Annotated in this window: 14 protein-coding genes; all 14 read left to right on the top strand. The window is 67.3% G+C overall.

Annotation, left to right across the window (positions count from 1 at the left end; all coding sequences use genetic code 11):
* Positions 1-178 precede the first annotated feature (178 nt).
* The 14 genes from metG to KHN93_RS07075 all read left to right on the top strand — a co-directional run bounded on the left by metG (position 179) and on the right by KHN93_RS07075 (position 13,453).
* Complete coding sequence (gene metG, locus KHN93_RS07140; protein ID WP_212579326.1) at positions 179-2,266, top strand: methionine--tRNA ligase; 2,088 nt, start codon at positions 179-181, stop codon at positions 2,264-2,266.
* A 186-nt stretch (positions 2,267-2,452) separates the two neighbouring features.
* Complete coding sequence (locus KHN93_RS07135; RefSeq protein WP_039528307.1) at positions 2,453-3,043, top strand: HAD family hydrolase; 591 nt, start codon at positions 2,453-2,455, stop codon at positions 3,041-3,043.
* A 1-nt stretch (position 3,044) separates the two neighbouring features.
* Positions 3,045-3,476 carry an Rnf electron transport complex subunit RnfB gene (rnfB, locus tag KHN93_RS07130; protein WP_104645388.1) on the top strand — a complete coding sequence of 144 codons (432 nt, stop codon included), beginning with the start codon at positions 3,045-3,047 and terminating at the stop codon, positions 3,474-3,476.
* Positions 3,477-3,671: 195 nt separating this feature from the next.
* Positions 3,672-4,460, top strand: coding sequence for a hypothetical protein (locus KHN93_RS07125; protein WP_104594851.1), 789 nt, complete (start codon positions 3,672-3,674; stop codon positions 4,458-4,460).
* An 85-nt stretch (positions 4,461-4,545) separates the two neighbouring features.
* Positions 4,546-4,914 carry a DUF4345 family protein gene (locus KHN93_RS07120; RefSeq protein ID WP_024940530.1) on the top strand — a complete coding sequence of 123 codons (369 nt, stop codon included), beginning with the start codon at positions 4,546-4,548 and terminating at the stop codon, positions 4,912-4,914.
* Between the two features lie 58 nt (positions 4,915-4,972).
* Positions 4,973-5,536 (top strand): sigma-70 family RNA polymerase sigma factor, encoded by a 564-nt coding sequence (locus KHN93_RS07115; protein WP_024940529.1) that lies wholly within the window; start codon positions 4,973-4,975, stop codon positions 5,534-5,536.
* Positions 5,533-6,375 (top strand): anti-sigma factor, encoded by an 843-nt coding sequence (locus tag KHN93_RS07110; RefSeq protein ID WP_039528313.1) that lies wholly within the window; start codon positions 5,533-5,535, stop codon positions 6,373-6,375. Before KHN93_RS07115 ends, KHN93_RS07110 begins: the two co-directional genes overlap by 4 nt.
* Positions 6,376-6,601: 226 nt before the next feature.
* Positions 6,602-7,600 carry an acyl-CoA desaturase gene (locus tag KHN93_RS07105; RefSeq protein WP_102256812.1) on the top strand — a complete coding sequence of 333 codons (999 nt, stop codon included), beginning with the start codon at positions 6,602-6,604 and terminating at the stop codon, positions 7,598-7,600.
* On the top strand, positions 7,597-8,847 hold the full coding sequence (locus KHN93_RS07100; RefSeq protein ID WP_104561016.1) for an NAD(P)/FAD-dependent oxidoreductase: 1,251 nt from the start codon (positions 7,597-7,599) through the stop codon (positions 8,845-8,847). Before KHN93_RS07105 ends, KHN93_RS07100 begins: the two co-directional genes overlap by 4 nt.
* A complete protein-coding gene (locus KHN93_RS07095) occupies positions 8,847-9,752 on the top strand; it encodes a DUF1365 domain-containing protein (RefSeq protein WP_212579325.1) in 906 nt (301 codons plus the stop codon). Before KHN93_RS07100 ends, KHN93_RS07095 begins: the two co-directional genes overlap by 1 nt.
* Positions 9,749-11,044, top strand: a complete 1,296-nt coding sequence (locus KHN93_RS07090) for an SAM-dependent methyltransferase (protein WP_039514269.1) — start codon at positions 9,749-9,751, stop codon at positions 11,042-11,044. The genes KHN93_RS07095 and KHN93_RS07090 overlap by 4 nt, the downstream gene beginning before the upstream one ends.
* Positions 11,041-11,586 carry a DUF2878 domain-containing protein gene (locus KHN93_RS07085; RefSeq protein WP_102252368.1) on the top strand — a complete coding sequence of 182 codons (546 nt, stop codon included), beginning with the start codon at positions 11,041-11,043 and terminating at the stop codon, positions 11,584-11,586. Before KHN93_RS07090 ends, KHN93_RS07085 begins: the two co-directional genes overlap by 4 nt.
* A complete protein-coding gene (locus KHN93_RS07080; RefSeq protein ID WP_212579324.1) occupies positions 11,583-12,365 on the top strand; it encodes a DUF1295 domain-containing protein in 783 nt (260 codons plus the stop codon). Before KHN93_RS07085 ends, KHN93_RS07080 begins: the two co-directional genes overlap by 4 nt.
* A gap of 17 nt (positions 12,366-12,382) precedes the next feature.
* On the top strand, positions 12,383-13,453 hold the full coding sequence (locus KHN93_RS07075) for an SAM-dependent methyltransferase (RefSeq protein ID WP_166771091.1): 1,071 nt from the start codon (positions 12,383-12,385) through the stop codon (positions 13,451-13,453).
* Positions 13,454-13,548: the final 95 nt, after the last annotated feature.

Genomic DNA, 13,548 nt, shown 5'->3' with positions numbered 1-13,548 from the left:
CCTTTTTTGCGCGTGTCCATCCTGACGCTACATGCGCGGCCAAACACCTGCGCGCCTCGACAACACGGCCGCATGACCCTGCTTTGACCGATTCCCCAATCCCGATTCCCGATTCCCAGCCCCAAACCCGGCTCCCGACTAATGCGATAATCGGCTGTCCCCCCGCATTACGCCTGCCATGACCCGCACCGCACTCGTCACCACCGCCCTGCCCTACGCCAACGGGCCGCTGCATCTTGGCCATCTGGTCGGCTATATCCAGGCCGACATCTGGGTGCGCGCGCGCCGGCTGCGCGGCGACAAGACCTGGTTCGTCTGCGCCGACGACACCCATGGCACGCCGATCATGCTCGCTGCCGAAAAGGCCGGGGTCACCCCGGAAGCCTTCATCGCCAACATCCAGGCCAGCCATGAGCGCGATTTCGCCGCGTTCGGGGTGACCTTCGATCATTACGATTCGACCAATTCGCCGGTCAATCGCGTGCTCACCGAGGCGTTCTACACCAGGCTGGAGGCCGCCGGTCACATCAGCCGTCGCTCGGTGGCGCAGTTCTACGACCCGGCCAAGGGCATGTTCCTGCCGGATCGCTACATCAAGGGCATCTGTCCCAACTGCGGCAGCGCCGACCAGTACGGCGACAACTGCGAGGTCTGCGGCGCCACCTACGCGCCGACCGAGCTGAAGGAGCCCAAATCGGTGATCTCCGGCGCCACGCCCGAACTGCGCGACTCGGAGCATTTCTTCTTCGAAGTGGGCCATTTCGACGGATTTTTGCGCGAGTGGCTGGCCGGCGATGTGGCGCTGCCCGGGGTCAAGGCCAAGCTCAAGGAATGGCTGGACACCGAAGGCGGCCTGCGCGCCTGGGACATCTCGCGCGATGCGCCGTATTTCGGTTTCCAGATTCCCGGCCAGCCGGGCAAGTATTTCTACGTGTGGCTGGACGCGCCGATCGGCTACCTGTGCAGCTTCAAGACGCTGTGCGCGCAGATGGGCGAAGACTTCGACGCGCATCTGGTGGCCGGCACGCAGACCGAACTGCATCACTTCATCGGCAAGGACATCGTCAATTTCCACGGCCTGTTCTGGCCGGCGGTGCTGCACGGCACCGGCCATCGCGCGCCGACCCGGCTGCACGTCAACGGCTACCTCACCGTGGACGGCGCCAAGATGTCCAAGTCGCGCGGCACCTTCGTGATGGCGCGGACCTTCCTGGACGTGGGCCTGGAACCGGAGGCGCTGCGCTACTACTTCGCGGCCAAATCCTCCGGCGGCGTGGACGACCTGGACCTCAACCTGGGCGATTTCATCGCGCGGGTGAATGCGGATCTGGTCGGCAAGTTCGTCAACCTGGCCAGCCGCTGCGCCGGCTTCATCGGCAAGCGCTTCGACGGCAAGCTGGCCGACGCCCTGCCCGACCCGGCACAGTACGACCGCTTCGTCGCCGCGCTGGCGCCGATCCGCGAGGCCTACGAGCGCAACGACGCGGCCAGCGCGATCCGCCAGACCATGGCGCTGGCCGACGAGGCCAACAAGTACATCGACGACACCAAGCCATGGGTGATCGCCAAGCAGGACGGCGCCGATGCACAACTGCAATCGGTGTGCACGCAGGGCCTGAACCTGTTCCGGATCCTGGTGGCCGCGCTCAAGCCGATCCTGCCGCGCACCTGTGCCGAGGCCGAAGCCTTCCTGTCGGCACCGATGACGAGCTGGGAAGACGTCGCCCGCCCGCTGACCGCGCACGTGATCCAGCCCTACACCGCCCTGTTCACCCGTATCGACCCCAAACTGATCGACGCCATGACCGACGCTTCAAAAGACACCATGGCCGCACCTGCGGCACCCGCTGTCACTACCGCCAAGCCTGCCCCGTCCAAGGCCGAGACGAAACCGGCGGCTGTTGCCAATCCCCAATCCCCGATCGCCACTCCCAGCCTCATCGGCATCGACGATTTCGCCAAGCTCGACCTGCGCATCGGCAAGGTGCTGGTGTGCGAATTCGTGGAAGGCTCGGACAAGCTGCTGCGCTTCGAACTGGATGCCGGCGAACTGGGCAAGCGCCAGATCTTCTCGGGCATCCGCGCCAGCTATGGCGAACCGGAAGCGCTGGTCGGCCGCAGCGTGGTGTTCATCGCCAACCTGGCCCCGCGCAAGATGCGCTTCGGCATCAGCGAAGGCATGATCCTGTCGGCCGGCTTCGACGGCGGCGCGCTGGCACTGCTGGACGCCGATGGTGGTGCGCAGCCGGGGATGCCGGTGCGGTGAGGCGGGATTGGAGATTCGGGAATCGGGAATCGTAGAAGCTACAGCTGATAGTTGAGGAAGACCTCACACGCGTGCCTGGCCCGACCGCTCATCCGCCCCCTGCGGGGCACCTTCTCCCGGGGGGAGAAGGAACAGACACTGCGCTTCCAACCAATCCCCACTCCCAACTCCCCAATCCCCGCCCCCATGCACCTGGCCCTGTTTGACTTCGACCACACCATCACCACCTGCGATAGCTATGCGCGCTTCCTGCGCAAGGTGGCGACGCCTGCGCAGCTGGCGACGGCGAAGTGGCAGGCCGGTCCGTGGGTGTTCGGCTATCGGGTCGGGCTGGTCTCCGCACACGCATTGCGTGCGCGTGTCACGCGGCTGGTCTTCAGTGGTCGCTCGCTGGATGAGATGGCCGCCCATGGGGCTGACCATGCACGCAACGCATTGCCCGGGATGTTGCGCGCCGAGATGATGCGACGCATCGACTGGCACCAGGCACAGGGGCATGAAGTCGTGCTGGTGTCGGCATCGCTGGACCTGTATCTGCAGCCGTGGTGCGCCCAACATGACCTGTCGTTGATCTGCAACAAGCTGGAACACCACGCCGGCGTGCTGAGCGGGCGCTATGCAGACGGCGATTGCGGCCCGCACAAGGCCGCGCAGATCCGCCTGCGCTACGACCTGTCGCACTACGAATGCGTCCACGCCTACGGCGACAGCCGCGAGGACAAGCCGATGCTGGCGCTGGCGCAGCAGCGCTGGTATCGCGGCAACCTGCTGCACTGACATGCACATCGCAACGCCCGCCTCATCGCCCGATCTGGTCGAACGCCTCGACCGCCTGCTGCCGCAGACCCAGTGCGGCCAGTGCGGCTATGACGGCTGTCGCCCGTATGCGCAAGCCATGGCCAACGGCCAGGCCGATGTCGATCACTGCCCGCCCGGCGGCGACGCCGGGGCACGCGCGTTGGCGCACGTGCTGCAGCGTCCTGCACGCCCATACGACCGCAGCCGTGGCAGCCACACGCCGCCGCAGGTGGCCTGGATCGTGGAGGCCGATTGCATCGGCTGCACCAAATGCATCCAGGCCTGCCCGGTGGACGCCATCGTCGGCGGCGCCAAGCACATGCATACGGTGATCGCCGCGCTGTGCACCGGTTGCGAGCTGTGCCTGCCGGCCTGCCCGGTGGACTGCATCGCGCTGCACCCAGGCAGCTGAGCGGCTGGCGAGGCGGCATACCGCGTCAAACGCAACGCTGGCCAGCGTTGCGCGCATCGCACCGCGACGCCATCCCTGACCAGCGGCACCGGCCGCCAACGACGCCCTGTTTGTCAGGAACGTCCTGACGCGTCCGGCGCATCCGTGCTGCGGATGCGCTCGTATTGGTAGGCACTCCCATCGAGGAATCCGCCGATGCGCCCACTCGCCGCCGCCGTTGCCGCGCTCGCCACCGTCTGCCGGCCGATTCCGCCGTTGTTGCTGCTGGTGCTGGGCGGCCTGCCGCTGAGTGCGGCTGCGGTCACCCGCGTGGATGGCGATGCCTTCGATGGCGACAGCGGCGCGCTGCGCTATCGCGAGTCGCACTGGCTGCTCGACGATGGCGGGCGCGTGGTGCTGTATCGCTGCCCGGATGGGCGCCCGTTCGCGCGCAAGCAGGTCGATGGCGGCGGCAGCTCGCCCGACTTCAGCCTGATCGACGGCCGCGATGGCTATCGCCAGGGCGTGCGGCAACGCAACGGCGTGCGCGAGATGTTCCAGCAGGAGCCCGGCAAGGCCGAGCAGCGCACGCCATTGCCGGCCGACGACGGCCCGCGCGTGATCGATGCCGGCTTCGATGCCTACCTGCGCAGCAACTGGGACGCGCTCGCCAGCGCGCCGCAACGCGTGGACTTCGTGCTGCCCAGCCTGCAACGCCAGCTGGCGTTCCGTGTCGAGCGTATCGGCGATACCGGCGGCGAGCGCCGATTTCGCTTGAGCCTGGATGCGTGGTACGGCGCGGCCGTGCCCTCGCTCGAAGTGCGTTATGCCATCGCCGACAAGCGCCTGCTGCAGTTCCGTGGCGTGGGCAACCTGCGCGATGAGCGTGGCCGCTATCCGCACGTACGCATCGTTTTTCCGGACACCGCTGCGCGTGCCGTCGGCGCCGATGAACTGCGTCAGGCACGCGAGCAGCCGCTGGCCAAGAGCTGCAGCGCCCCGTGAACCAGACACCTGCCATCTTCACGTTCGACCACACGCGGTTGCGTACAACGGCCCGGTCACTTCTTCCCCATACAGGACCATCGCCATGGCCAAGGCCTACCTCTGGATCAACGCAGTGCTCTACGTCGTCCTGGCGATCTGGTGCACGCTCTCGCCGGCCAAGACCGCCAATGCCGTGGGTTACACCCAGCTCTCGCCGGCCGGCCAATCGGAATACCTGGTCATCTATGGCGGCCTGCAGCTGGGCATGGCGTTCCTGTTCGGCTACTTCGCCTGGATCGATCAACCGCGCACCGGCCTGCTGGTCGCACTCGCGTTCTACGTGCCGATCGTGCTGTTCCGCAGCGTCTCGCTGGCGCGCCTGTGGCCGGTCTCCGCACCCACGGTGGCATTGGCAGGCGTCGAGATCCTGCTGCTGCTCGCAGCAGTGCTGCTGTGGTTTCAGCGCAAGTGAAGGACAGCGTCAGCACAGTCCGGTAGCATCGCCCCCACCTCAAAAAACGCCCGACCGCATGAGTGCCATCCCTGGCCACGACGACGATGAAACCGGACGACTGCTGACCGCAACCGCGGGCGGCGACCGGCATGCCTTCGAAGCGCTGTACCGGCAGACCTCGCCGAAACTGTTCGGGGTCTGCCTGCGCATGATCCCGCAACGTGCCGAAGCCGAAGAGGTGCTGCAGGACGTGTTCACGCTGATCTGGCACAAGGCCGGGCAGTTCGATCCCGCCCGTGCACGCGGGCTCACCTGGCTGGCGATGATTGCGCGCAACAAGGCCATCGACCATCTGCGCGCCAATGCACCGCAACGCCGCAACGTGGCGCTGGACGATGCCGGCGAACTGCGCGCCGGCGATGCCTCGCCGCTGGAGCGCACCGAGCGCGCCAGCACGCGTCGCCGTATCGACCATTGCCTGGCCGAGCTGGAGCCGCCGCGCAGCGAATTGATCCGCACCGCGTTCTTCGATGGCATTACCTACGAAGAACTTGCCGCGCGCACCGACACACCGATCGGCACGGTCAAAAGCTGGATCCGCCGCGGCCTGGCCAAACTCAAGGCATGTCTGGAACGATGAGCACGCCCTTTCCCATCGACCAGGAACCGCCGAGCGACGTGCTGGCCGGCGAATACGTGCTGGGCCTGCTCAGCGCCGACCAGCGCCTGGCTGCCGAACAACGCGTCGCCACCGACGGCCAGTTCGCCCAGGCGGTGACGCAGTGGCAGGAACATCTGGCGCCGTTGCTGGATGAGATCGCCGCAGTGACGCCGCCCGGCCAGGTCTGGGCACGCATCCGCCAGACGCTGGGCTTCGATACGCCGTTGCATGCGGTGGCCTCCGCGCCGTCGGCAACGCCGCCGGCAGGCACGCCGAAGCCAGCGGTGTGGAACAGCGTGCGGTTCTGGCGCTGGTCAAGCGCCGCTGGCCTGGCCACTGCCGCTGTGTGCGTGCTGGCGCTGCTGAACCTGCGCACGCCGCCGGCAGCGGTGCAGCCGCCGCCGGGCACCGGTCCGGTGGTACAGACACCGGTGACGCCGCCTGCAACCACCACCGCGCCGGCGACCGGTATCGCGATGACCTCCACGCTGGCCACCGAAGACGGCCGCCCGGGCTATGTCGCCTTGATGGATGCCGACAAGCACACCATCACGGTGACGCCGCTGGACCGCACCGCCACCGCCGACAAGGTGCCCGAGCTGTGGCTGATCACGCCGGACGGCAAGGCGCATTCGATGGGTACCTTCGACGACCAGCGGGCACGCCGCGCGCAGATTCCCGATCAGCTGATGCCCATGCTCAGCAACGAGGCCATCCTGGCCGTCACGCTGGAGCCGCCAGGCGGTGCACCGGGCGGCATTGCCACCGGGACCGTGGTGGCCAAGGGCGGCATCAGCACACTGGCAATGGCGCCCTGATCCGGCGCGCCTGACGCCGCCTGCGACCACGTCGCAGGCGGCGGCTTCCAAGCAACAGCCTCATCCGCCTCAACCCTGGCTTGCGCCGTTGAATGTGTGCGCAATTGCGCGATTCGTTCGCACCGGCACGCCAACTGTGCGCACGCATGCGACGATCAAACGGGCTGGTGCATCTGTTTGCCGGCTGCGTCCGTAAAGGGTCACGACTACACACGGAGAACCACGCGTGCCGAGTACTGGCTTTGACCCACATGCCGCGCCGCCGCAGCCTGCCGACACCCGCCGTCTCGGGTGGCTCGCAGCACGCACCGGCAGCCTGCGTCGTTGGGTGGATTCGCAAACCGACGAGCCGCTGGACGAAGCACGCGCAGACCGCATCGACTGGCTGCGCGCACTGCCCTTCATCGCGCTACACCTGGCCTGCCTGGCGGTGTTCTGGGTCGGTGCGTCCTGGTTCGCGGTCGGCATGGCGGTGGCCTTGTACGCGCTGCGCATGTTCGCGCTGACCGGGTTCTATCACCGCTATTTCTCGCACCGCGCGTTCAAGACCTCGCGCGTGCTGCAGTTCCTGTTCGCGGCCATCGGCGCCACCTGCGTGCAACGCGGGCCGCTGTGGTGGGCCGCGCATCATCGCAATCATCACCGCCACACCGACACCGGCCGCGACCCGCATTCGCCGGCGCAGCACGGCTTCTGGTGGAGCCACACCGGCTGGTTCCTGACCCCGCGCAACTTCCGCACCGATTGGGAGGTCATCCCCGACCTGCGTCGCTTTGCCGAGCTGCGCTTTTTGGACCGCTTCGACATCGTGATGCCGGTGCTGCTGGCGATCGGGCTGTACCTGCTCGGCGACTGGCTGGCGGTTGCCGCGCCCGCGTTGAAGACCAACGGTGCGCAGCTGCTGGTGTGGGGCTTTGTGATCTCTACCGTGGCCTTGTTCCATGCCACCTTCACCATCAATTCGCTGGCGCACCGCTTCGGCAGCCGGCGCTTCGACACCCGCGACGACAGCCGCAACAACTGGCTGCTGGCACTGCTCACCTTCGGCGAAGGCTGGCACAACAACCACCACTTCTTTCCCGGCTCCGCGCGCCAGGGCCTGCGCTGGTGGGAGTACGACGTCACCTGGTACGGGCTCACCGCGATGTCGTGGGTGGGCCTGGTGTGGGACCTCAAGCCGATGCCGAAGTCGCTCACCCAGCGTGCCGAGCGGGTGAGCCGATGAGCGAGGGCAGGATTGCCGTGGTCGGCAGCGGGATCGCCGGCCTGGGCGCAGCGTGGCTGTTGTCGCGCCGCTACGAAGTCACCTTGTTCGAGGCCGCCGATTATCTGGGCGGGCATACGCATACGCACGACATCCAGCTGGACGGCCAGCGCTATGCGGTGGACAGCGGCTTCATCGTGTTCAACCCGCAGCACTATCCGCTGCTCACGCGCATGTTCGCCGAGCTGGACGTGGCCGCGCAGCCGACCACCATGAGCTTCTCGGTGCACGATGCGCGCAGCGGGCTCGAATACAACGCCGGCAGCCTGGGTGGGCTGTTCTGCCAGCGCAGCAACCTGCTCAGCCCGCGCTTCTGGGGCATGCTGGCCGACCTGCGCCGTTTCTACCGGCAGGCACCGGCTGTGCTGCACAGCGAGGAGCGCTTCAGCACGCTGGGCGCGTATCTGCAGCGGCATGGGTATTCGGACGCGTTTCGCGACCAGCATCTGGTGCCGATGGCTTCGGCGTTGTGGTCATCGCCCTCGCAACGCATCCTCGAATTCCCGATGGGCCAGCTGATCGGCTTCATGGCCAATCACCACATGCTGCAGCTCAGCGGGCGTCCGCAATGGCAGGTGGTGCGCGGCGGCTCCAACAGCTACGTGCGTGCGCTGCGTCGGCGCTGGCAGGTGCTCGAACGCCTGTCCACGCCGGTGCATGCGATCCGGCGCGCGCCCAACGGCGTGGTGCTCAGCTCCCCGTGTGGCGAGGAACACTTCGACAACGTGGTGCTGGCCTGCCATGCCGACGATGCCCTGGCCTTGCTCAGCGACGCCACAGCGGCCGAACAGCAGATCCTGGGCGGCATCACCTACCAGGACAACGACACCGTCCTGCACACCGACGCCAGCGTGCTGCCGCGCGACCGCCGCGCCTGGGCAGCGTGGAATGCGCATGTGCCGGCCGACCCGCAGGCGCCGTGCACGGTCAGTTACTGGATGAATGCGCTGCAGTCGATCAAAGCGCCGCAGCCGTTCATCGTCAGTCTCAATCGCGACCACGACATCGCCCCGGACAAGGTGCTGCGACGCATGCGCTACCGCCACCCGGTGCAGAATGCGGCCGCGCTCGCCGCGCAGACGCGCAAGGCCGAGATCCAGGGCCTGCAGCACACCTGGTTCGCCGGCGCGGCATGGGGCTTCGGCTTCCATGAGGACGGCCTGCGCAGCGGCGTGGACGTGGCCCGTGGCCTGGGAGTGGACTGGTGATGCAGCTGCTGCGCGAAGCCAGCCCCGATGCGGTACCGCTGCCTCCGGGCGAGGACAGCGGTGCCGGCAGCGTGGCCGGCACACTGCGCAGCGCGATCTACACCGGCTGGGTGCGGCACCGTCGGTTTGCGCCCAGAGCGCTGGCGTTCCGCTACCGGCTGTTCCTGATGTACCTGGATCTGTCCGAGCTCGATGCGGTGTTTGCGCGGCGTTGGCTGTGGTCGGTGGGGCGCGCCAACCTGGCGCAGTTCCGGCGCAGCGATTATCTCGGCGATCCGAACGTTCCGCTGGACCAGGCCGTGCGCGATTGCGTGCAGACCCAGACCGGCGAGCGCCCCGATGGCGCGATCCGCCTGCTCACGCATCTGCGCTACTTCGGCCACGTGTTCAATCCGGTCAGCTTCTACTACTGCTTCGATCGCCACGGTGGCCTGCGCTGGATCGTTGCAGAAATCACCAATACGCCCTGGCAGCAGCGCCACACCTACGTGCTGCCGGTCGCGCAGGCGCGCACGCATCGCGACGTGCATGCCTGGCGCTTCGACAAGCGCTTCCATGTTTCACCGTTCATGGGCATGCAGCACCAGTACGACTGGCGTTTCAGCGTGCCGGATGCGCAATTGCGCGTACATATGGAGGTGTTGGATGCGCCCGGCGGCGACGCGCCGGCCACTCATCCTGACGCCGATGGCGCAGGCAGCGAGCGCGGCGCGCGCCGCTTCGATGCCACCCTGGTCCTGCAACGCCAGCCGCTCAACGCACGCACCCTGGCGCGCACGCTGCTGGCCTACCCCTTGATGACCGTGCAGGTGGTGCTGGCCATCCACTGGCAGGCCCTGCGCCTGTGGCTGCGCGGCAACCCCGTCCACGATCACCCTCATCCGCCTGTGCGAGAACCCCGATGAACGCCACGTCCCTGCCCGACACCGCTGCGCCGCGCGCGGCTTCCTGGACGGACCGCCTGTTGCGCAAGCGCCTGCTGGCCACGCTCGGCGAGCTGCGCGATGGACAATTGCAGCTGCACGAAGCCGACGGCGTCACCACCCTCGGCAACGCCAGTGGTGCGGATGCGCTGCAGATGCAGTTGCGCGTCATCGACCCCGGCTTCTATCGCCAGGCCGCGCTCAACGGCAGCGTCGGTGCCGGCGAGTCGTACATGGACGGGCAATGGCAATGCGACGATCTGGTCGCGTTGATGCGCCTGCTGCTGCGCAATCGCGAGCGCCTGGATGCGATGGAGACCGGTACCGCGCGGCTGGGCGGCTGGGCAATGCGCAGCCTGCATGCATTCGCACGCAATACCCGCAGCGGCAGCCGGCGCAACATCGCCGCGCACTACGATCTGGGCAACCCGTTGTTCCGCCTGTTCCTCGACGAGAACCTGATGTATTCCTCGGCGATCTTCGTCGAGGGCGAAGAAGCCCAAGGCGAGGCCGCGCTGGAGCGCGCAGCCACACGCAAGCTCGAGCGCATCTGCCAGAAACTGCGGCTCGGCCCGCAACACCACGTGGTGGAAATCGGCACCGGCTGGGGCGGCTTTGCGCTGCACGCCGCACGCGAGCATGGCTGCCGCGTCACCACCACCACCATCTCGCGCGAGCAGTTCGAACTGGCGACCCAGCGCATCGCCGCGGCCGGCCTGAGCGACCGGGTCAGCGTATTGTTGCGCGACTATCGCGATCTGGACGGGCGCTACGACCGGGTGGTGTCGATCGAGATGATCGAGGCGATCGGCCATCAGTATCTGGACACCTACTTCGCCAAGGTCGGCAGCCTGCTGGCCGACGATGGCGAGGCGCTGATCCAGGCCATCACCATCGAAGACCATCGCTATGCGCAGGCGTTGCGCTCGGTGGACTTCATCAAGCGGCACATCTTCCCCGGCAGCTTCATTCCGTCGGTGGCGGCGATGACCGGCGCGATCGCACGCGCCAGCGACCTGCGCCTGTTCAACCTGGAAGACATCGGGCCGAGCTACGCGTTGACGCTGCGCGCCTGGCGGCAGCGCTTCATGGCGCAGCTGCCGCAGGTGCGCGCGCTCGGCTACGACGAACGCTTCATCCGCATGTGGGAGTTCTATCTGGCCTATTGCGAAGCCGGTTTCCTGGAGCGCTCGATCGGCGATGTGCATCTATGGCTGAGCAAGCCGGGTGCGCGCCCGCCGCAGTTCGTGCCCGGCCTTCCCGTTGACGCATGAAGCAGCTCGGCAACTATCTGGGCCTGCAGGTGCTGTGGCTGGTGGCCGTCAGCGCCGCTGCGCACGCGCGTGTCTGGCCCACCCTGTTGGTGCTGGCGCTGTTCGCGCTGTATCAGCTGTGGCCGTCGCGGCGTGCGCCGGGCGATCTGCAATTGCTGGTCGCCGCGCTGTCGCTGGGCTTGCTGCTGGACACAACGCTGGCCGCCGCAGGCTGGGTGCGTTATGCCGCACCGTGGCCGGGCACCCTGCTGGCGCCGGCCTGGATCCTGGCATTGTGGCTGGGCTTTGCGCTCACGCTCAATCATTCGCTGGCGTCGGTGATGCAGCGGCCGTGGCTGGCGGTGCTGCTGGGCGCGATCTTCGGGCCGTTTTCGTACTGGTTGGCGCAACGCAGCTGGCAGGCGGTGCAATTCCAGCCGCCGCAGCTGCATGCGGCGGTCGCGGTCGGCATCGGCTGGGGCGTGGCCTGCGGTCTGTTGTCGCTGTATGCACGCCGCCTCGCGCGACCATCGCCTGAACACCTGAGGGGAGAACTGCAATGAATGCCTGGCCGCTGCTGCATGTGGGCGTGTTTGCGAGCGTGGTGATGGTGATCGGCTGGCTGTGGCAACGCCGCAGCGGCAATGCCGGCCCGGTCGACGTGCTGTGGGCCGCGTGCCTGGCGGCGGCAGCGCCGTATTGCGCGTGGATGTCCGATGGCGCGCTGCTGCCGCGCGTGCTGGTCGGCGTGCTCGGCGGCGTCTGGGGCGCGCGCCTGGCGTTGCATCTGGGCGTGCGCGTGTTCGGCGACCCGCACGAAGATGGCCGTTATCGCGCCCTGCGCGAGCACTGGAACGGCGACCAACGCAAATTCCTGGGCTTCTTCCTGGCGCAGGCGGTGGTCGTGGTGCTGTTTTGTGTGCCGTTTCTGGCCGCTGCCAGCAATCCGACTCCGGCCTGGAGCGCGTGGAGCACGCTGGCGATTGCGGTGTGGTTGATCGCGGTCGGCGGCGAAGCCCTGGCCGACCGGCAACTGTCTGCGCACAAGGCCAACCCGGCCAATCGCGGCGTCACCTGCCGCAGCGGATTGTGGCGGTATTCGCGCCATCCCAATTACTTCTTCGAGTTCGTGCACTGGTTCGCCTATCTGGCGCTGGCCGTCGGTGCCGGGCCGTGGCCGCTTGCCCTGGCGGCGCTGGGGCCGGTGGTGATGTTCGTATTCCTGTATCGCTTCACCGGCATTCCCTACACCGAGCAGCAGGCGCTGCGCTCGCGTGGTGAGGACTACGCTCAATACCAGCGCAGCACCAGTGCGTTTTTCCCACTTCCCCCTTCGTCCTGAGTCGCCTGGAGAGTCGTATGTCCACTGTCACCATCCCGCCCTCCTCGCTGCCCGAAGAATCCTTCGCCACCCGGCTGGCCGAATCCGGCGTGCTCCCCGACGCCGCATTGCGTTACGGCATCCGCCGGCTGTGTGCGCAACGTCTGCGCGATGAGCGTACCGGCGGTGCCGACGCCAGCGGCGAACGCCAACGCGCCTTCATCGACAGCCTGCGTGCCAGCGCCATCGCGATCGAAACCGATGCCGCCAATCGCCAGCACTACGAATTGCCGCCGCAGTTCTTCACCCTGTGCCTTGGCCGCCGGTTGAAGTACAGCAGCTGTTACTGGGACGCCACCACGCCGGATCTGGATGCGGCCGAAGAACGCATGCTGGCGCTGTACGGTGAGCGCGCCGAACTGGCCGATGGCCAACGCATTCTGGAGCTGGGCTGCGGTTGGGGCTCGCTGACCTTGTGGATGGCCGAGCGCTATCCCGGCGCCACCATCACCGCGGTGTCCAACTCGCGTCCGCAGCGCGCGCACATCCTGGAGCAGTGCCGGGTGCGCGGATTGAGCAACGTGCAGGTCATCACCGCCGACGTCAACGCGCTGGCGCTGCCGCCGGGCAACTTCGACCGCGTGGTGTCGGTGGAGATGTTCGAGCACATGCGCAACTACCGCGAGCTGCTGGCCCGCGTCGGCAGCTGGCTGGCGCCAGGCGGCAAGCTGTTCGTGCATATCTTCTGCCACCGCGACCTGGCCTACCCGTTCGAAGTGGCCGGCGAAGACAACTGGATGGGGAGGCATTTCTTCACCGGCGGGCTGATGCCGGCGGCCGATACCTTGCTGCATTTCCAGCAGGACGTGGTCATCGAACAGCGCTGGGTGCTGTCGGGCGAGCATTACGAAAAAACCGCCAACGCCTGGCTGGACAACCAGGACCGCCACCGCGAGCAGATCATGCCGCTACTGCGGCAGACCTATGGCGACGATGCGCAGCGCTGGTGGCAGCGCTGGCGGATGTTCTGGCTGGCCTGCGCCGAGCTGTTCGGTTACGACCAGGGCCGCGAATGGGGCGTGGCGCATTACCGCTTCGTCAAACGCTGATCGCGCACGCGCGCGCGTCGAAACGACGAGGCGCACCACAGCAGTGAAGCGCGACATGTCGGCGTTTCACTCGATGGTGCGCCGGCAAACGCGCT

Source organism: Xanthomonas arboricola pv. juglandis, assembly GCF_905367715.1.
Lineage (GTDB): Bacteria > Pseudomonadota > Gammaproteobacteria > Xanthomonadales > Xanthomonadaceae > Xanthomonas > Xanthomonas arboricola.
The sequence above is the reverse complement of the archived record's forward strand: the minus strand, read 5'-3'. Positions and strand labels throughout refer to the sequence as shown.